The 18472-nt window shown below is 58.1% G+C and carries 18 protein-coding genes and 1 tRNA gene; 1 reads left to right on the top strand and 18 read right to left on the bottom strand.

Translation table 11 applies throughout. The annotated features are described in order from the left end of the window. Positions 1–49: 49 nt before the first annotated feature. Genes rplI through rpsF form a run of 4 tightly spaced genes read right to left on the bottom strand, consistent with a single transcriptional unit; the run spans position 50 to position 1487 of the window. Positions 50–502, bottom strand: coding sequence for a 50S ribosomal protein L9 (gene rplI / locus ABD997_RS06805; protein ID WP_345316263.1), 453 nt, complete (start codon positions 500–502; stop codon positions 50–52). A 38-nt stretch (positions 503–540) separates the two neighbouring features. After that, positions 541–768 (bottom strand): 30S ribosomal protein S18, encoded by a 228-nt coding sequence (rpsR, locus tag ABD997_RS06800; RefSeq protein ID WP_013344048.1) that lies wholly within the window; start codon positions 766–768, stop codon positions 541–543. Between the two features lie 11 nt (positions 769–779). Next, positions 780–1085: a primosomal replication protein N gene (priB, locus tag ABD997_RS06795; protein ID WP_345316262.1), complete on the bottom strand. Its 306-nt coding sequence runs from the start codon at positions 1083–1085 to the stop codon at positions 780–782. A 9-nt stretch (positions 1086–1094) separates the two neighbouring features. Then, entirely contained in the window at positions 1095–1487 is a 393-nt protein-coding gene (gene rpsF, locus ABD997_RS06790) for a 30S ribosomal protein S6 (RefSeq protein WP_345316261.1), read from the bottom strand. Between the two features lie 219 nt (positions 1488–1706). Here rpsF and ABD997_RS06785 point away from each other — a divergent pair, with 219 nt between their 5' ends. Then, the gene (locus tag ABD997_RS06785; RefSeq protein ID WP_345316260.1) at positions 1707–2453 is read left to right on the top strand and encodes a DUF481 domain-containing protein; all 747 of its coding nucleotides are present in this window, start codon (positions 1707–1709) and stop codon (positions 2451–2453) included. 142 nt (positions 2454–2595) lie between these two features. Here ABD997_RS06785 and rlmB read toward each other — a convergent pair whose 3' ends face one another. The 14 genes from rlmB to ABD997_RS06715 form a co-directional block, all read right to left on the bottom strand. Then, positions 2596–3333, bottom strand: coding sequence for a 23S rRNA (guanosine(2251)-2'-O)-methyltransferase RlmB (gene rlmB / locus ABD997_RS06780; protein WP_345316259.1), 738 nt, complete (start codon positions 3331–3333; stop codon positions 2596–2598). Beyond that, complete coding sequence (gene rnr, locus ABD997_RS06775) at positions 3334–5703, bottom strand: ribonuclease R (RefSeq protein WP_345316258.1); 2370 nt, start codon at positions 5701–5703, stop codon at positions 3334–3336. Between the two features lie 476 nt (positions 5704–6179). Next, positions 6180–7475, bottom strand: coding sequence for an adenylosuccinate synthase (locus tag ABD997_RS06770; RefSeq protein ID WP_345316257.1), 1296 nt, complete (start codon positions 7473–7475; stop codon positions 6180–6182). Positions 7476–7538: 63 nt separating this feature from the next. Beyond that, entirely contained in the window at positions 7539–7724 is a 186-nt protein-coding gene (locus ABD997_RS06765) for a DUF2065 domain-containing protein (protein ID WP_345316256.1), read from the bottom strand. A gap of 66 nt (positions 7725–7790) precedes the next feature. Further along, positions 7791–8669, bottom strand: coding sequence for a protease modulator HflC (gene hflC, locus ABD997_RS06760; RefSeq protein WP_345316255.1), 879 nt, complete (start codon positions 8667–8669; stop codon positions 7791–7793). A gap of 3 nt (positions 8670–8672) precedes the next feature. Further along, positions 8673–9788 (bottom strand): FtsH protease activity modulator HflK, encoded by a 1116-nt coding sequence (gene hflK / locus ABD997_RS06755; protein WP_345316254.1) that lies wholly within the window; start codon positions 9786–9788, stop codon positions 8673–8675. Between the two features lie 63 nt (positions 9789–9851). After that, complete coding sequence (hflX, locus tag ABD997_RS06750) at positions 9852–11138, bottom strand: ribosome rescue GTPase HflX (protein WP_345316253.1); 1287 nt, start codon at positions 11136–11138, stop codon at positions 9852–9854. Positions 11139–11161: 23 nt separating this feature from the next. After that, positions 11162–11446 carry an RNA chaperone Hfq gene (gene hfq, locus ABD997_RS06745; protein WP_345316252.1) on the bottom strand — a complete coding sequence of 95 codons (285 nt, stop codon included), beginning with the start codon at positions 11444–11446 and terminating at the stop codon, positions 11162–11164. A gap of 92 nt (positions 11447–11538) precedes the next feature. Continuing rightward, positions 11539–12465 (bottom strand): tRNA (adenosine(37)-N6)-dimethylallyltransferase MiaA, encoded by a 927-nt coding sequence (gene miaA / locus ABD997_RS06740; RefSeq protein ID WP_345316251.1) that lies wholly within the window; start codon positions 12463–12465, stop codon positions 11539–11541. Continuing rightward, a complete protein-coding gene (gene mutL, locus ABD997_RS06735) occupies positions 12458–14254 on the bottom strand; it encodes a DNA mismatch repair endonuclease MutL (protein WP_345316250.1) in 1797 nt (598 codons plus the stop codon). The genes miaA and mutL overlap by 8 nt, the downstream gene beginning before the upstream one ends. Positions 14255–14262: 8 nt before the next feature. Next, positions 14263–15543, bottom strand: coding sequence for an N-acetylmuramoyl-L-alanine amidase (locus ABD997_RS06730; protein WP_345316249.1), 1281 nt, complete (start codon positions 15541–15543; stop codon positions 14263–14265). A gap of 18 nt (positions 15544–15561) precedes the next feature. Next, entirely contained in the window at positions 15562–16023 is a 462-nt protein-coding gene (gene tsaE / locus ABD997_RS06725) for a tRNA (adenosine(37)-N6)-threonylcarbamoyltransferase complex ATPase subunit type 1 TsaE (protein WP_345316248.1), read from the bottom strand. Then, positions 16020–17543: an NAD(P)H-hydrate dehydratase gene (locus tag ABD997_RS06720; RefSeq protein WP_345316247.1), complete on the bottom strand. Its 1524-nt coding sequence runs from the start codon at positions 17541–17543 to the stop codon at positions 16020–16022. The genes tsaE and ABD997_RS06720 overlap by 4 nt, the downstream gene beginning before the upstream one ends. Before the next feature lie 633 nt (positions 17544–18176). Continuing rightward, positions 18177–18252: transfer RNA gene (locus ABD997_RS06715), tRNA-Gly, on the bottom strand. Positions 18253–18472: the final 220 nt, after the last annotated feature.

Raw genomic sequence — 18472 nt, 5'->3', positions numbered from 1 at the left:
AAAAACACCGCCGGTTGGCGGTGTTTTTTCAAGCTCAAGTAATCCAGGATTACTCGGCAGCAACCACGACGATTTTCGCAGTCGCCATAACGTCGCTGTGCGGTTGGATCGCGATTTCGTATTCACCGGTGTTGCGCAGGGCACCTTCCGGCAGACGAACTTCGGATTTCACCACTTCAACGCCAGCTGCAGTCAGGGCGTCGGCGATGTCGCGAGTACCGATGGAGCCGAACAGCTTGCCTTCATCGCCAGCTTTGGAAGCGATGGTAACGCCTTCCAGAGCTTCGATCTTCTCAGCACGCGCCTGGGCAGCCGCCAGAGCGTCAGCCAGGTCCTTCTCCAGCTCGGCACGACGAGCTTCAAATACTTCCAGGTTGGCAGCATTAGCTACAACTGCTTTGCCTTGCGGCAGCAGGAAGTTACGAGCGTAACCGGCTTTGACGGTTACTTTATCGCCCAGACCGCCCAGCTTGGCGATCTTATCCAGCAGAATTACTTCCATTACCTTTACCTCTACTTAAGTAAGTTGAATCTGCAGGCTTAGCCTTGCAGGTCGGTGTACGGCAGCAGAGCCAGGTAACGAGCACGCTTAATGGCGCGGGCCAGCTGACGCTGGTACTTTGCGCTGGTGCCAGTGATACGGCTCGGTACGATTTTGCCACTCTCAGTAACGTAGTTCTTCAGAGTAGCGATGTCTTTGTAGTCGATCTCAGTTACACCTTCAGCGGTGAAACGGCAGAACTTGCGACGACGAAAATAACGTGCCATGGGGCAGTCTCCTAAATCGGTTCTATCGTGTCGGCATGCAATACCAGGCGGCTCTGGCCATTTCGGCCCTGTTGCCAGGCGAGAAACCCGCCTACCTTGATACTGCTTCCCGGCTCGAGATATCTCAGTAAGGACTGTGATCCTTCGCCACTGAGGACCACCTGGATCTTGCAATACACCGACCGGTTAAGGCCCGCTTCTTTCTGGATGGAACGATGTTCCATCAGGAAATAGCTGTGGGGTATGCCGTTGATCCCGGTGACCGTCTTGGCGGCCCGACTCACTTGTCCGGCCAACTCAAGGCGATTAGTGATCACGAAATCCGATTACTCAGCGCTGGCTTGCGGAGCAGGCTTAGCGTCGTGACGCTCGCGGCGCTCTTCACGCTCGCGACGCTCTTCTTTGGCCTTGGCCATCGGAGAAGCTTCGGTTACCGCTTTCTTGGTACGGATTACCATGTTGCGGATAACGGCGTCGTTGAAGCGGAAAGCAGTTTCCAGCTCGGCAACAGCGTCGGCGTTAGCTTCGGCGTTTACCAGAACGTAGTGTGCTTTGTGCAGCTTCTCGATCGGGTAAGCCAGTTGACGGCGGCCCCAATCTTCCAGACGGTGGATTTTACCGCCGTCTTTCTCCAGGATGGCGCTGTAGCGCTCAACCATGCCAGGAACCTGTTCACTCTGATCAGGGTGAACCATGAAGACGATTTCGTAATGACGCATGATCGCTCCTTACGGTTTTGTAGCCTCAAATGGCTCGGCCGGGCCTATGAGACAAGGAACAAGAAGGGTTTTGGCCGATTAGCCGGCGCATTTTAGCGGCTAATCCCGCTGAACACAACGTGTTCGATAACTCCTTGTGGGGTTGTGACCGGCCTCTCACTCTCGGTACACTGGCTGCCTAACAATCCAAGCTCCTCAACACTTGCCGATCTGGACACTATGCGCCTGCTTTCTATTCCAATTTTGCTCTTTCCCGGCGCGGCTCTGGCTCTGGTTCCACCGGACTACAAGGAACCCACAACCAAGTATCTGGCCGAGCTGGAACTGGGAATGCAATACAACAGTGGCAACACCAACTCCTCCAACTTCAACACCCGCGGCAAACTGGTCTACGACATTGAAAATGCCCGGCAGGAGCTGGTGCTCAGGGGCTACTTTGCCTCCGATAACAAGGAGACGAGCGCCGAGCAGTACCAGATCCAGTACCAGGTCGATTACAAGTTGCAGGGGACCCGTTATCTGTTTGGCCGAGCCGATCTGCTCTGGGACCGCTTCGGGGCCTTCGAGAAGCAGCACACCCTCTCGTCCGGTTACGGTTTTACCCCGCTGGATATCAAGAACACCAAACTTAGCCTCGAAGTGGGTGCCGGTTTTCGTTACAACCAAGCCAATCTGAGTAACAGCGCAACACCGGAGCAAAACCGAAAAGATGAGGAAGCGATTCTGCGTCTGGCCAGCAAGTTTGAGCACCGCCTGATGGAGTACACCAGCTTCAACGCCGATGCCAACGTCGAATACGGTCAGAGCAACACCATCGCCAACCTGAACCTGAGCTACCGGAACCAACTTTGGGCCGATCTGGCCCTGAAGATCGGCATGGACATCAAGTACACGGATCAAGTGCCAGAGGGCACCAAACACAATGACGTGATCTCCACCGTCAACCTGCTCTATACCATCCGCTGACAAGCGGTGCAGGGTCGGGACTCACTGCACACTATTGGTCGAAGCGCCCGCTACGCAGAAAGCTGGATGCTGCTAAAACGAAAAAGTCCCCCAAACGGGGGACTTGAGTCATCAATATTTCAATAAGATAGGCGACGAGCGTTCAGCCGCGCCGCTGCCGGACCGCTTCGAATAAACAGATCCCGGTTGCCACTGACACATTCAAGCTGGAAACCGCACCAGCCATAGGAATGGCGATCAGTTCATCGCAGACTTCACGGGTCAGTCGTCGTAATCCTTTGCCCTCGGCGCCCATAGTAATCGCCACGGGACCCACCAGTTTGCTGTCGTATAGGGTATGGGTAGCCTCACCGGCGGCACCGACCAACCAGACACCACGCTCCTGCAGGTGGCGCAGAGTGCGCGCCAGGTTCGTCACCTGAAACAGCGGCACACTCTCCGCCGCTCCGACCGCCACCTTACGGACGACCCCGGTCATGCCAACGGAGCGATCTTTGGGCACGATGACCCCATGGACACCGGCGGCATCGGCGCTACGCAAGCAGGCCCCCAGGTTATGGGGATCGGTAACCCCGTCCAGTACCAGCAGGAAAGGGGTCTCCAGTCCATCAAGCAGAGCATCCAGTTCATGCTCGCCCTTGGTCGGCTCGGCCACACAGCGGACCACGACCCCCTGATGTTGACTCGAGCCGGCTTTCTCATCCAATACTTTACGGGCACAGAGTTGGGGACGTACCCCGAACCCGGCAGCCAAATCGGCCACTCCTTGAAGACGCTCATCCTCACGTCCCTTGAGCAGCCAAAGCTCCTTGATCCTTTCAGGCGCCCGGTTTAACAGCGCCTCCACCGCGTGGAGGCCAAACACCATTTCGTGCTTCATTTAACTCTTTTTCCGACTTCTGCTGCGCTTCTTATCGCCACGACCAGCCTCATTCTGTCCACGACGGCCGCTTTGACCGCCCCTTCCAGAGCCTTTCTCACCCTTAGGTTTATCACTCCGGGTCCGCTTCTTGCCGGACCGCTTGGCGCTGCCTTTGTTCGCTGGCTTGCTGCCATCGCTGCCCGAGTCGATAAGGCCCAGATCGATCTGGCGCTCCTCCAGCTTCACCGCCATAACCTTAACGGTGACGGGGTCGCCCAGACGGTAGCGCCTGCCGGAGGCTTCACCAATGAGAGAAGCCCGAACCGGATCGAAGTGGTAGTAGTCGTTAGCCAGGGTGGAGATATGCACCAGGCCGTCGATATGGAGATCCTTGAGGCGAACGAACATACCGAAACTGGTGACGCCGCTGATCACGGCCGGGAACTCGTCACCGACATGATCCAGCATATATTCACATTTGAGCCAGTCAGCCACATCCCGGGTCGCTTCATCCGCACGTCGCTCCGTCAGGGAGCAGTGCTCCCCCAACTCTGCCAAAGGCGCCTCTTCATAGCCGAAGCCCCCGTCGTCGAGCAACTTCTGCAACGGCAGCTCCGGTTGCGCCTGCTTGGCCAGCAGGTAGCGGATCACCCGGTGCAGGATAAGGTCGGGGTAGCGGCGAATCGGCGAGGTAAAGTGGGCATAGCTCTCCAGCGCCAAGCCGAAGTGCCCCTGGTTGTCCGGGCTGTAAACCGCCTGCTTCATTGAGCGCAGGACCATGGTCTGGATAAGCTCCGCATCGGCGCGGTCCCGGCTTTGCTCCAGCAGCTTGGCCACATCCTCCGGCGTGGGCTCAAGGCCACCTCCCAGGGAGAGTCCCTGCTGGCCGAGGAAGTCTCTCAGCGTGGTCAGCTTCTGCTCGCTCGGACCCTCATGGATCCGGTACAGCACTTCACCCTTATGCTTCTTGACGAACTTTCCTGCGGCCACATTGGCCAGGATCATGCATTCCTCGATCATCTTGTGGGCCACATTACGCTCCCGCGGCACGATGCGATCGATTCGACGCTGATCATTGAAGATAAACTGGGTTTCCTCGGTATCCAGCACCAGCGCGCCACGCTGCTCCCGAGCATGATCCAGGGCGTTGTAGAGCTGAAACAGCTCCTCCAGATCCGGTAACACCTCGGCGTATTCGTTGCGCAGAGCCTCATCGCCGTCGAGCATCGCCGCCACCTTGGTGTAGGTCAAACGGGCATGGGAGTGCATCACCGCGGGGTAGAACTCATAGCCGGACAGCTTACCCGCTGCGGATACCGTCATCTCGCAGACCATGCAGAGGCGGTCAACGTGAGGGTTGAGGGAGCAAAGACCGTTGGAGAGTTTCTCCGGCAGCATGGGGATCACCTGCGCCGGGAAATAGACCGAGTTCCCCCTCGCACGGGCTTCGCTGTCCAGTGCCATTCCCGGACGGACGTAATGGCTCACATCGGCGATCGCCACATAGAGTCGCCAGCCTCCGCCCTTCTTGGCCTTGGCATACACGGCATCATCAAAGTCCCGGGCGTCTTCGCCATCGATGGTGACCAGCGGCAGCTTCCGCAGATCCCGCCGCCCCGCTTTATCATGCTCCTGAACTTCATCGGGGATCGCGGCCGCTTCCGCTTTGAGCTCCTCACCGAAAACGTGCGGGAGATCATGGCTGCGCAGAGCAATCTCGATCTCCATGCCCGGTGCCATCTCGTTGCCCAGCACCTCCACGATGCGGCCGATACCGTGGGTATGGTGTGCCGGTCGCTTCACCAGCTGAACCACTACGACCTGTCCGCTCCGAGCGCCGTGGCGGCCATCTTCCGGGATCAGGAAATCCTGCGAGAGGCGGTTATCATCAGGAACGACATAACCAATGCCCTCTTCGTTGAAGTAACGGCCAACGATCCCTTCGGTCCGCGGCTCGATGATCCGTACGATACGGCCCTCTTTGCGCCCTCGGCGATCCTGACCATCCACCTGTGCCAGTACGCGATCACCGTGCAGAACGGAGAACATGGAGCGCTCGCTCAGGTAGAGATCATCACTGCCATCATCGGGGCGAAAGAAGCCAAAGCCATCGCGGTGGCCGAGGACAATGCCGTTCAAAAGGTTCATCCGCTCCGGCAAGCCATAGCGGCCATTACGGGTATAAACCAGCTGACCATCCCGCTCCATGGCACGAAGGCGACGGCACAGGGCGATAAACTGATCGCCCTCGAGTTGGAATTGCTCGGCAAACTCTTCTCTGGAAACCGGGGCTTTCTGGCTTCGGGCGTAGTCGCTCAAAAATTCACGACTGGGGATCGGGTTGGCGTATTTTTCCGCCTCCCGCTGAAAATGGGGATCCTGACTCATGGGTATACCAAAGGATTAGAAATCGTTGGAAAGTATAACGGAAACTTGGCTTGGCGCCCTATGGCACGGCTATGGCACTGTTTCCGAAGGCTCAATGGCAACCGCGAGGTCAGTTGCGCTTCGTCTTGCTGCACCCTTGGTCACGGTTTGCGACGGGCGCCTTTCTATCAGTAGGCCGGCAAGCGCCGGTGAGTTATACCGCTCCTCGTTATGCACCTTGGCACTAACGGGTATCAATCTCATCGTATCAATCGGCTCGTCACGGACGCAGGTACCACTTCGCACCAACCAACGGTTCTCAACAGTCTCGCCTTGCGACAGCATGACTGGAATCTAAAAGGGTTTATTCGTCGGCAAGTTAGAGTCGCAGTATGCAGCGGCAAAGCGCTGGCCGCAATACGCGTTTAACCTCAACACCCCAGGCACCATAAACCAAACGGGGCCCGAAGGCCCCGTACTCTTACCTCAACGCTGCCTTAGGCAAACGGATGACGCAGGATCATGGTCTCATTGCGGTCAGGGCCGGTAGAGATGATGTCGACCGGCACCTCCAGCAGCTCTTCGATGCGGGCGATGTAATCCAAGGCCGCCTTGGGCAGTTGGTCGTGCTCGGTAACACCAAAGGTGTTGTCATCCCAGCCCGGCATGGACTCGTAGATCGGGGTCGCCGCTTCGTAGCCTTCGGCGTCCATTGGCGGTACATCACGAACCGAACCGTCCGGCATCTGGTAACCGGTACAGATCTTCAGCTCTTTCAAACCATCCAGGACGTCAAGCTTGGTCAGGCAGAAACCGGTAATACCGTTAATCTGAACCGCACGACGCATCGCAACGGCGTCGAACCAACCAGTACGACGCTTACGACCGGTGGTCGCACCGAACTCGTGGCCTTTCACACCCAGGTGCTGGCCAATCTCATCATCCAGTTCTGTCGGGAAGGGACCACCGCCAACACGGGTGGTGTAGGCCTTGACGATCCCGAGAACGTAATCGATGTGGCTGGGGCCAAAACCGGAGCCGGTGGAGACGCCACCGGCGGTGGTGTTGGAGGAGGTCACGAAGGGGTAGGTGCCGTGATCAATATCCAGCAGGGTGCCTTGGGCCCCTTCGAACATGATCGGCTTACCAGCCTTACGCGCCTTGTCCAGCAGATCCGTTACGTCGACGATCATCGGACGCAGCATCTCGGCCAGTTCCAGAGACTCGGCCAGAACGCTGTCGTAGTCGACCGCATCCGCTTTGAAGTAATGGGTCAGCATGAAGTTGTGGTACGCCAGCACCTCTTTGAGCTTGGTGGCAAAGCGTTCCGCATCCATCAAATCACCCACGCGCAAACCACGACGAGCAACCTTGTCTTCGTAGGCCGGACCAATACCTCGCCCGGTCGTACCAATGGCGTCGTTGCCACGGGCACGCTCGCGAGCCTGATCCACAGCAACGTGGAAAGGCAGGATCAGCGGGCAGGCCTCGGAGATCTTCAGACGCTCTTCGACCGGGACGCCACGCTCCTTGAGCATGAGCAGTTCTTTTTTCAGCGCTTCCGGGGAGAGTACAACACCGTTACCGATGAAGCAGGTAACATTGTCACGCAAGATGCCTGATGGGATCAGGTGAAGAACGGTTTTCTCGCCATCGATCACCAGAGTGTGACCGGCGTTGTGGCCGCCTTGATAGCGCACCACGTAGTGGGCTTGGTCGGTGAGAAGGTCAACAACTTTACCTTTGCCTTCGTCACCCCATTGGGTGCCCAGCACTACTACATTTTTACCCATGTTTTCGTCGCGGTTTGTGGTTAAAGCGGGATTTTAGCAGATCCAAATTGCTCAAAACACCGGCTAAGGGGAAAAAATATAAAACAGCACCAACGCTGCCGTGACCAAGGCTCCCCCGACACGGCGTAGTACGGGCGCCTCGAGTGCAGAGAGGTTCAGCACCATGCGGCGCCACTGCTCGGGAAACAGCAGCGGGCCAACCCCCTCCAGCAACAGGACCACCGCCAGTCCCCAGATCCAACAACTCATCCTATCTCCTTCTCAGGCAACAAAAAGCCCGACCAAGGGCCGGGCTTTACAAACATTCCTTACCCCTTAAGGCAGGTTCTTGTTTTTCATGTACTGGAAGAACTCCGAGTCCGGCGACACCACCAGTACATCCTGCTTGCTGTTGAAGGACGCACGGTAGGCATCCAGGCTGCGCAGCAGGCTGTAGAATTCCGGATTCTGATTGTAAGCTTCTGCGTAGATCTTGGCCGCGTCACCGTCACCCTGACCCTTGAGGGTGCGGGACTGGCGCTCGGCTTCCGCCACAATCACCGTTGCGCGGGCATCGGCGCCGGCACGGATCACCTCGGCCTTCTCCTGACCTTCGGAGCGGTGTGCCCGGGCAACCGCTTCACGCTGGGCGCGCATACGATCGTAAATGAAGGCACTCACCTCACGAGGCAAGTTGATCTGCTTCACACGCACATCCACCACTTCAATACCCAGCTCTTTCGCATCGCTACGGGTCTGGATCAGGGCTTCCCGTTGGAGCTCGTCACGGCTTCCGGAAACGATCTCCGCAATGGTCCGGGTACCGAACTCACTGCGCAGGCCGTTATTGATCTTCGCCTGAAGCAGCGACTCGGCCACCAACTGGTTGCCCTGTGTCGCCAGGTAGAAGCGTCCGAAATCAACGATGCGCCACTTAACGAAGCTGTCCACCATCAAATCCTTCTGCTCCGAGGTGACGAAGCGGTCGGCTGGGGCATCCAGAGTCAGAATACGGGCATTCATCTTGGTCACATCGTCGAGCAGCGGTAGCTTGAAGTTTAAGCCCGGCTCGTAAACCCGGTAGCTGCCGTCATCATTCTGTGCAATCACCCCGAAGCGCTTAACGATGGCACGTTCGCCCTCGTCAACCACGAAAATGGAGGTAAAGCCCAGCACGGCAAGCAGCAGAACGGGGATCAGTAATCGTTGGATCATGGATCAGTTTCTCCCCTGACGAGTGGTAGTACGGCCGCCGCTACGATCTGAGCTCGGCTCGGTGCGGATGACCCGTTCGGGTTGACGGTTTGAAGAGGCATTGGGTGCCGATTCAGGCTGCTGGCTCTGAATGATTTTATCCAAAGGCAGATAGAACATGGAGCCCCCCTCCTGGTTGTCCACCATCACCTTAGAGGTGCTGCTGTAGACCTGTTCCATTGTCTCCAGGTAGAGGCGCTCGCGGGTCACAACAGGTGCCGCCTCGTATTGCGGCAGCAGCTGGGTAAAGCGAGCCACTTCACCTCGGGCCTCCAGCACAACACGCTCTTTATACGCGGTTGCCTCGCGCAACATACGCTCCGCGCGGCCTCGTGCTTGGGGCTCAACCTGGCGACTGTAGGCGGTCGCTTCCTGAACATATCGCTCCTCGTCCTCCTGCGCCGCAATGGCGTCATCAAAGGCGGGCTTCACCTCTTCCGGCGGACGGGCTTCTTTGAACGCCACGTCAACCAGCTGCATCCCCATGTCGTAGGGCTCAATGATCCCCTGAAGCTCGTCCCAGGTATCGCGACGAACCTTCTCCCGGCCTACGGTCAGAATGTTATCCATGGTGGTGTGACCAATCACGTAGCGCAGCGCGCTGTCGAGGGCTTCGCTCAGAGACTGCTCGGGGTTGGTAACTGAAAACAGATACTTACGAGGGTCAACGATACGATACTGCACCTCCATCTGTACCGTGACCACGTTCTCATCCTGGGTCAGCATGGTTCCGGAGGCATTGATTTTATTGATGCGTTGGATGTTCACCGGATAGATCGTGTGGACAAAGGTGGGCTTCCACTTCAGACCGGGTCCCACCAGATCATGGTACTTGCCGAACTGAAGCACGACGCCGCGCTCCGCTTCCTCAATTTTGTATAAGCCGGACAGGCCCCAGACGATCAGCCCGCCGACCAGTACCAGCATCAGCCCCATCTTGTTGAGGTTGCCGCTACCGCCACCGCCGAACTTGGATGAAAACTTACGAAACACTTCATCCAGATCCGGTGGCCCCTGATCTTTCCCTCCCCGGTTACCCCAGGGGTCTTTGCCTTGATTTCCAGGCTCATTCCAGGCCATTAACACTGCTCCATTGATTTATGGTCGTTTGGATTTTCTAACTCTAGCTAATTTATCAGCCAATTACTTGAGGATAAAGTCAGCGAGACGCCCCTCGGACGCCTTCAGTAACCGCTGCCAGTCTCTCTCCTGTAGGCGCAGCTGTAAGCAACTCCGCCCCTGTTCGTCATACTCTGTTGCCGATATGGCGTTAAGCTCATAGAAACGTGATAACCAACGCCCCTCGCTCGGTGGCAACGCCAGGGTCAGCTCGACAATGGTGGTGCCGAGGCGCTCGGTGAGTGCCTGAAAGAGCAGCTCGATCCCCTCATCGCCTTGAGCACTCAACCAGACCCGCGCCGGCTTGCCCTCTTCATCCCGATCAATTCGAGGTACGGCGTCATCCAGCAGATCGATCTTGTTGTATACCAATAAAGAGGGGATCTCCTCGGCACCGATCTCTGTCAGCACTTCCTGAACGGAACCGATATTTTCCCCGATCCGCTCGTCCGCACAGTCCACCACGTGCAGCAGCAGATCCGCTTCCCGGGTCTCGGTCAGGGTCCCTTTGAACGCCGCTACCAGATCGTGAGGCAGGTGACGGATGAAACCAACGGTATCCGCAAGGATAGCTGGCCCCACTTCGTCGATCTCGATCCTTCTCAGGGTCGGGTCCAGGGTGGCGAACAGCTGATCGGCGGCATAAACACCGGAGTCCGTGATGCGGTTAAACAGTGTTGACTTGCCGGCGTTGGTGTAGCCGACTAGGGAGACCGTCGGAACTTCGCGACGCTGTCGGGCACGGCGGCCCTGTTCACGCTGCTTAGCCACCTTTTCCAGACGCTTCAGGATGGTTTTTATCCGCTCGCGCAACAGGCGGCGGTCGGTTTCCAACTGGGTTTCCCCGGGGCCACGCAGGCCAATACCGCCTTTCTGACGTTCCAGGTGAGTCCAGCCACGGATAAGGCGGGTCGAAAGATAGCGCAGCTGCGCGAGCTCGACCTGCAATTTTCCCTCATGGGTGCGGGCGCGTTGGGCAAAAATATCGAGGATCAGACCGGTACGATCGAGTACGCGACACTGACAGAGGTGTTCCAGGTTGCGCTCCTGAGCCGGACTCAGGGCATGATTGAAGATGATCACCTGCGCTTCTTCGGCATTTACCAGCGCCGCAATCTCCTCCGCTTTACCTGTACCACAAAAATATTTTGGATGGGGGTTGGCACGACGCCCTGTGATCTCTCCACAGGACGTCACTCCGGCCGAGCTGACCAGCAGTCGTAACTCTTCCAGATCTTCCCGTTCACCTTCGTGAGAAAAATCGATGTGAACTAGGACCGCGCGCTCGCCTGCTTCATACCGCTCAAACAAGCAGACTTACTCCTAAATGACGATCAGGCGCTGTTATCACCGTGATCCTGATTGCTGTACTGATTTTGATGACCACCGGCATGGCCCTGGCTTTGGCCCATGTTAAAGGGACGGCCCGGAACAACGGTGGAGATGGCGTGCTTGTACACCATCTGACTGACGGTGTTTTTTAACAAAATGACAAATTGGTCAAATGATTCGATCTGCCCCTGCAATTTGATGCCATTGACCAGATAAATAGAAACGGGAACGCGCTCACGACGCAGTGCGTTCAAAAACGGGTCTTGTAAAGATTGCCCCTTAGCCATCATGTAATCCTTATAAATTTATTTTAGCTTTCAACGAAGTATGAGTGGGGATTCACATACCCAAGTGCTTGTTACTTATAGCCTAGACTCAATTACAAGGCTAACTTTACCAACACTTTGTTTACATTATCATCATCAAGAGAATCGAGCCAATTCACGCCTTCCCAGCCCCTCAGCCAGGTCAACTGACGTTTCGCCAACTGGCGCGTGGCAGCAATGCCCTGTGCCACCATGTTGTCATAGGTAATCTCGCCTTTGAGGTAAGACCACATCTGTCGATAACCCACACAGCGGATCGAGGGCAGGTCAGGGTGAAGATCGCCACGTTCATAGAGGGCCCGGACTTCCGACTCAAAGCCTTGGGCCAGCATCGACTTGAACCGGTGCTCAATGCGTTGATGCAGTATCGAGCGCTCGGTCGGGGCGATAGCGAACTGAACGGCTCTAAAGGGTAAGGGAGGCCTTTTTTGCTGGCTCAGCTCGGTCAGCGTCTGACCCGATATTTTATAGACTTCCAGTGCCCTCGACAATCGCTGCGGATCATTGGGGTGAATCCGTTTAGCCGCAACGGGATCTAGGTTTGCCAACTGGTCATGCAACGCCTGCCAGCCTTTCTCCCGCGCTTCCTGTTCGATCTTGCGCCGAACCTCAGGATCTGCGCTGGGAAGCGGGGATAAGCCTTCGAGTAACGCCTTGAAATAAAGCATGGTTCCGCCCACCAGCAGGGGGATACGGCCCGACTCCTGAATGGCGGTCATCTCATTGAGCGCATCCCGGGCAAAGTCCGCAGCGGAATAACTTTGTGCAGGATCCAGAATATCGATCAATCGGTGGGGCGCGGCCGCTTGCTCCTCTTGGCTGGGCTTGGCGGTACCAATATCCATCCCTTTGTAGATCAGTGCGGAATCAACGCTGATCAGGTCAACCGGGAGGTGCTGACGCAGGGCGATCGCAAGATCGGTCTTACCCGAGGCCGTCGGGCCCATCAGGAAGATCGCCAGCGGACGGGGATCAGTCATGCTTCGACTCCAAAAACTGCTTCCATGGGATCGCTTTGCCCCACTCTTCTACCAGGCCAACCCGCATCTCAGGGGCCAACTGTTGCCAGAGGCCCCGGCTGTCTCCGTCGTTAGGGCTCCACCGCGCCAGCCACTTGGCCAACGCCTCATGTCCAGGGGTGTCCTGGGCAAGCCACTGGAACAGCTCACTTACGGCCGAGACCAGATCCGCTTGCCTCAGCACGGAAGGTACTGTCCTGACCACCAGCCGTTTTCCCTGGCGAACCACTTCGATCCCAAGCCGGCGCAGAAGTTCCCCCTGCTGATCCAGTACCGTGATCCAGTTAACGTCGGCGGGCACGCTCACCGGCAGCAGCAGGGGCTGGCCAATCAGTCCCTGCGGTAATCGAGCCAACAGCACCTGCTGTTGATGCCAGCGCACCAAGGCGTGGCTGGGCAACAGCCGCAGCTCCCCATCACAACCCATCAGCAAGGTGTTCGGATCCAGTTGGCAGAGCCAGCGCCAACCCTCCTCCTCTGTATCCTTAGAGGTGTTTGTTGACTGATCGACTCGGCCTGACAGCAGTGCGCCATAGGCGTCGACCGCCTCGCGTCGAGGATGCTGTGGCTGCAGGGGGCGCGGCACGTAGTGCCCCGAGCTGGCAGAGTGGCGCTGTGGCGACGAGGTTCCGGAATCCGCATACCCTGTCGAGGGTCTGGGTTCCTTCAATTCATCCCTAGGCATTTCAGCGCGCGGGTATTCCCGAGTGGATGCTGGCTGGGTTGACGGGGTTTCGGTGGCCGGCTGTTGGGTCAAGTGCTGAGCCAGCGCCTGTTGCAGCGCCGTCAGGATGAAATCGTGCACGTACCGGGCCTGATGAAAACGCACCTCATGCTTGGCCGGGTGAACATTGACGTCCACCTCGTGGGGATCCAGCGTCAGATAGAGGACATATCCCGCCGCCCAATCCAAACCCGCTTCCTCCAGGGCCTGGCGAACGGCGTGGTTGACCAAGCGATCCCGCACCACCCGGCCATTAACATAGAAATACTGAGCGTCGGAGACACGGGCCCGATCGTCATCCAGGGCCAGGTAACCGGTGAGTGCGAGGTCGTCATTACTGCAGCGAAGGGCAAAGGCGCGCTCGGCAAACGCACTGCCACAGATCGAAGCGAGGCGCTGGTGCTGTTGGCGCTCGTTGCGCGCGGGGCGGTATTGACGCACCAGCTTACCGTTATGGCGCAGACTGAAATGGATCTCCGGCTGAGCCAGCGCGATCCGCCTCAGCTGCTCCTCAATATGGGTGAATTCGGTCTTGTCAGCACGCAGGAAGCGACGCCGCGCCGGCGTATTGAAGAAGAGATCCACCACTTCCACCGTTGTCCCAACCGGATGCGCGGTAGGCTGGACCTTCACCGCCATCTCTCGCCCCTCGGCGTAAGCCTGCCACGCTTGGTCCGCATCGATGTGGCGAGAACTCAGGGTCAGCCTCGCCACCGAGCTGATCGATGCCAGGGCTTCTCCACGGAACCCGAAGCTGAGGATCGCCTCAAGATCTTCCAGCGTCGTCACCTTAGAGGTCGCGTGGCGGGCCAGGGCCAGCTCAAGCTCCGCCTGGGGGATCCCTCTGCCATTATCGCGAACCACGATGGACTTGCTGCCGCCGCGCTCAATCTCGATATCTATCTTGCTGGCACCGGCATCAACACAGTTCTCAACCAGCTCTTTGAGCACCGAGGCGGGCCGCTCCACGACCTCGCCGGCAGCGATCTGGTTCGCCAGCTGCGGCGGCAATATCTGAATCGGCAAACTGCCTCCTACAACCTGGGGATAACCAACTTCTGGCCAACGTGGATATTATCGGACTTCAGATTGTTGGTTTGTTTGATCGCCTTAACGCTGGTTTGATAAAGGGCTGCAATTCGCGACAGTGACTCGCCGGCTTTCACCTTATGAACTTGGCGTTGGCGGGCCAGCAGCGAGTCCCGTGGCGGATCGGCGGTGAAGTGCTCGATGATCGCTTCACTCAGCGCCTGCGCCAGCTTCTCCTGATGGCTCTTGGAGCGCAGCAACTGTTCCTCCTTGGGATTGGAGATAAAACCGGTCTCCACCAGCAGGGAGGGGAAATCCGGCGATTTCAATACCGCCAGGGACGCAGATTGTGGCGCAGACTTGTGCAGGTGGGTCATCCGTCCCAGCTTCGCGAGCATACTGGTCGCCAGGTTCTGGCTCTCCATCATCGAGTTTTCCCGGGCCAGATCGAGGAAGGTGCGCTGCAGGTGAGGATCATCCTGGCTGGTTTCGGAGATCACCTCCCCGATCCCGCGCAGCTCCGAAAGGCGATCGTCACGCTCCAGCCAACGACCCATTTCGGAGTTTGCTCGACGCAATGACAGCACCCAGACCGAGGCTCCCCGGGGCTGGGGACTGGAAAAGGCGTCGGCGTGGATCGACACAAGCAGGTCTGACCTCGCCCTTCGGGCGCGGTCACTGCGATCGTCGAGGCCGACGAAGTAGTCGCCGCTGCGCACCATCATCGCCTCGAATCCAGGGTGCGCATCGAGCCGTTCCTGAAGCTTTCGGGCGATTGGCAGCACCACGTTCTTTTCATAGGTGCCACTGGGTCCAATAGAGCCCGGATCTTTGCCACCATGACCCGCATCGATGGCCACCACGACCTTACGACCCGGGCTTGCGGCGGTGGCCTGCACCGGATTGCGGCCGGTGGGCACCAGGTCAATGACCAGCCGATGGGCCGCCTGTTCACTTTGCCCCAGGCGAAACGCCTTGTGACTGGCCGATTGCGCCAGATCCAGAACAATGCGGAGATCCTTCGGCCCTCGTGGCGAGCTGGTACGAACTCGACGAAGAAGCGGCGACTCCAATCCTTTCAGATTCGCCTTTAAATCGGTGTCGCTGAAGTCAACGACAACTCGATCCGGGCTGGTTAGCCGAGAGATGGCGTATTGCGCCTGCTGCGACAGATCAAACACCACCCGGGTTCGCTCCGGCTCGTGGCTGATACGAACCCGCTCGACCTGATTGGCCCAAAGCAGCGGGGCAAAAAGCCCCAGAGCGAGGCTCAAAATCCGAAACACGCGCACACTCATCATGGTTTAGGGTGCCAGCTCCTTTATCACATCCAGACCGCGCTCTGTCATTCCGCTCAGAATCGCCTGGCGTCCTGTGGGCAGGTAGGCCATCTCGACCATCAGATCAGCCTCGGGCAGAATCCCCAGCCCCTTGCTTGGCCACTCCACAAGGGCCAACGTATTGTTCGCAAAGTAATCACGAATGCCCATAAACTCAAGCTCTTCCGGGTCAGAAAGCCGATACAGATCGAAGTGATAGACCTGCATTCCCGACAGCTCATAGGGCTCAACCAGGGTGTAGGTCGGGCTCTTGACCGCCCCCTGGTGACCCAGCGCCTGCACGAGCCCTCGCGTCAATGTGGTTTTTCCCGCTCCAAGATCGCCGTGAAGATGCACAATCAAAGGCGGGGTTATGTGGCGGGCCAGGGCCTGACCCAGCGCCAGTGTCGCCCCCTCGTCAGCAAGCGTCAGCGTCAAAGAATTCATATCACCTCAAAATTCACCCAGCGTCGGATCTCCGGCAGCAGATCCGACGGCAACATTCCGCGTGGCCCCGGTGCCAGAGCACTGTCCGCCGCTTCACCGTGGATCATCACGCCGGCGCAGGCAGCCTGCATCGGCGCGAGGCCCTGCGCCAGCAAGCCGCCGATTATACCAGAAAGCAGATCGCCACTGCCGCCCGTTGCCAGGCCGGAATTGCCAACCACCGCCAGGGCCATCTCCTTGCCATCATAGATCACAGTGCCCGCCCCCTTGAGCACCACCACTCCCCCATATCGCTGCTGCAAAGCCCGAATAGCGGCAAAACGATCCGATTCCACTTTGGCCACGCTCTGTCCCAATAATCGCGCCGCTTCGCCGGAATGGGGAGTCAGGATCCAATTGCAGTCTTGCTGTGTCCTTTTCTTTGGTGAAGCCGCGAGCAAGTTCAGAGCATCGGCGTCCAGCAGCATCGGACTGGGCACGGACAGCGCCTCCCGGAATCTGGCAAGGGCAGCAGGACACTGCCCCAGTCCAGGGCCAAGCACGAGGGCATCTGCCCAGGGGATCTTTTGTGCGCTGGCCAGGGCTCCCCACTCCCGCACCATGAGCTCCGGCCGACTGAACTGGACTGGCACCACCGAGTCTCGGTGACAGTTAACCGCTACCAAGCCGGTGCCGCTGCGAAGCGCCGCTTCTCCCGCAAGCCTGGCCGCACCGGCCATCCCTTCATTACCACCGATCACCAGCAAACGGCCGTGGTCGCCCTTGTGGCTGGCTTGGCTTCGGGTGGGCAGCCACTGTTTTAATCTGTCGGGCTTGAGCAGGACAACCGTCTCTGCCAGGGGACCTTCGGCCTGTATATCGACCTTATCCATCTCATCTCCGAGTTGCAGAGGCGCAAACCAAAGCGTACCTATGTGCTCCAGTGCCCTGCCCGTTAGCAGCCCGGGCTTGGCACCGACCAGGGTCAGGGTCGCGGTCGCCCGGACCGCCTCCGATTCTACCGCGCCCGTCTCACCGTTCAGACCCGAGGGGATATCCAGGGAGAGGATCGGGATCGACAACCGGTTAACCCGTGCCACCACCTCGGCCATCGGCGCCCGCAGTGGCCCCTTGAGACCACTCCCCACCAAAGCATCGATGCAGAGGTCTGCCTCGTCCCACTTAGCGGCGAGATCCTCGACGACTCCCCCAGCCGCAAGCCAAGCCTGCTGAGCCCGGTCCGCATCCCCCGTAAGTCGTTCAAATGGACGATGCTGGTAGAGTTTCACCGTCAAGCCAGCCTGATGGGCGAGGCGCGCCACCACATACCCATCCCCCGCATTGTTACCACCGCCACAGAGGACTGAGACACGTGTCGCTATCGGCCACTGCTGCTTGACCCGCTCCCACGCCGCCTGACCGGCGGCCTCCATCACTCGATAAAGCGGGATCCCCAGTCGGTGAGCCAAGATCGGCTCCGCCGCTCGAATGTAACCGGCAGAGTAGAGGGTTCTCGGTAGGGCAAGCAGGTCGGCGCGCATCGGAAACTCCTGCCACAGCAGAAACTAAAGGACTGACTACACTCTACTATCGAATGGATATTCCGCATACCGGGGATGGCGCAGTGCCCCGCTCAAATCGCTTACGCCAAGGAGGTGCAGCGTGCCACTGTTGATCTTAATTACCGCAGCGATATTCTGGGTTGCCCTACCCGGAACCTCTCCTTCAGCCACCGCTATGACGCTCTGTCTTTGTACCGCTCTGGTTTCCATCGAGCTTATGCGCCTCGTTCGAAAGCGGCCCGGTGAACTGCCCCACCCTAGCGATGATGATGGGTTCCGATAGCGTAAAACTGAGTCAGTGACCAACGATTTAGTGGCTTTCAAGCCTAACTTCCAAACGCAAAAAGGCCACCCATTCCGGGTGGCCTTTTCATAATTTGGAGCGGCACACGAGGTTCCCGATCTTCATCGAGAGTGTGACCTCAACCCTTTTCAAGGTTGCGCTCTACCAACTGAGCGCTCACGCCTCCAGGGGCAAACCTGAAGTGGAATATTTGGAGCGGCACACGAGGTTCCCGATCTTCGTCGAGGGTGTGACCTCAACCTTTTTCAAGGTTGCGCTCTACCAACTGAGCACTCACGACTTCAGGGACAAGCCTGAAGTCAACTATTTGGAGCGGCACACGAGGTTCGAACTCGTGACCTCAACCTTGGCAAGGTTGCGCTCTACCAACTGAGCTAGTGCCGCATTTTTTATCGCCGCCCCACTCTGAGGGTTATCAAGGCAGGTTGCGCTGCTCTCTCCAACCGCACTGAGCCAGTGCCGCATTGTCATCCCGATTCAACACCGAAACCGCTTCTTGCGAAGACTTTAATTTGGAGCGGCACACGAGGTTCCCGATCTTCGTCGAGGGTGTGACCTCAACCTTTTTCAAGGTTGCGCTCTACCAACTGAGCACTCACCACTT

The sequence above is a fragment of the Ferrimonas gelatinilytica genome (assembly GCF_039544205.1).
GTDB classification, from domain to species: domain Bacteria; phylum Pseudomonadota; class Gammaproteobacteria; order Enterobacterales; family Shewanellaceae; genus Ferrimonas; species Ferrimonas gelatinilytica.
The sequence above is the reverse complement of the archived record's forward strand: the minus strand, read 5'-3'. Positions and strand labels throughout refer to the sequence as shown.

Bases quoted from the DNA above. Each gene is read 5' to 3' on its own strand.
- rplI (WP_345316263.1), bottom strand. From the start codon at position 502: ATGGAAGTAATTCTGCTGGATAAGATCGCCAAGCTGGGCGGTCTGGGC.
- rpsR (WP_013344048.1), bottom strand. From the start codon at position 768: ATGGCACGTTATTTTCGTCGTCGCAAGTTCTGCCGTTTCACCGCTGAA.
- rpsF (WP_345316261.1), bottom strand. From the start codon at position 1,487: ATGCGTCATTACGAAATCGTCTTCATGGTTCACCCTGATCAGAGTGAA.
- ABD997_RS06785 (WP_345316260.1), top strand. From the start codon at position 1,707: ATGCGCCTGCTTTCTATTCCAATTTTGCTCTTTCCCGGCGCGGCTCTG.
- rlmB (WP_345316259.1), bottom strand. From the start codon at position 3,333: ATGAAGCACGAAATGGTGTTTGGCCTCCACGCGGTGGAGGCGCTGTTA.
- rnr (WP_345316258.1), bottom strand. From the start codon at position 5,703: ATGAGTCAGGATCCCCATTTTCAGCGGGAGGCGGAAAAATACGCCAAC.
- ABD997_RS06770 (WP_345316257.1), bottom strand. From the start codon at position 7,475: ATGGGTAAAAATGTAGTAGTGCTGGGCACCCAATGGGGTGACGAAGGC.
- ABD997_RS06765 (WP_345316256.1), bottom strand. From the start codon at position 7,724: ATGAGTTGTTGGATCTGGGGACTGGCGGTGGTCCTGTTGCTGGAGGGG.
- hflC (WP_345316255.1), bottom strand. From the start codon at position 8,669: ATGATCCAACGATTACTGATCCCCGTTCTGCTGCTTGCCGTGCTGGGC.
- hflK (WP_345316254.1), bottom strand. From the start codon at position 9,788: ATGGCCTGGAATGAGCCTGGAAATCAAGGCAAAGACCCCTGGGGTAAC.
- hfq (WP_345316252.1), bottom strand. From the start codon at position 11,446: ATGGCTAAGGGGCAATCTTTACAAGACCCGTTTTTGAACGCACTGCGT.
- miaA (WP_345316251.1), bottom strand. From the start codon at position 12,465: ATGACTGATCCCCGTCCGCTGGCGATCTTCCTGATGGGCCCGACGGCC.
- tsaE (WP_345316248.1), bottom strand. From the start codon at position 16,023: ATGAATTCTTTGACGCTGACGCTTGCTGACGAGGGGGCGACACTGGCG.
- ABD997_RS06720 (WP_345316247.1), bottom strand. From the start codon at position 17,543: ATGCGCGCCGACCTGCTTGCCCTACCGAGAACCCTCTACTCTGCCGGT.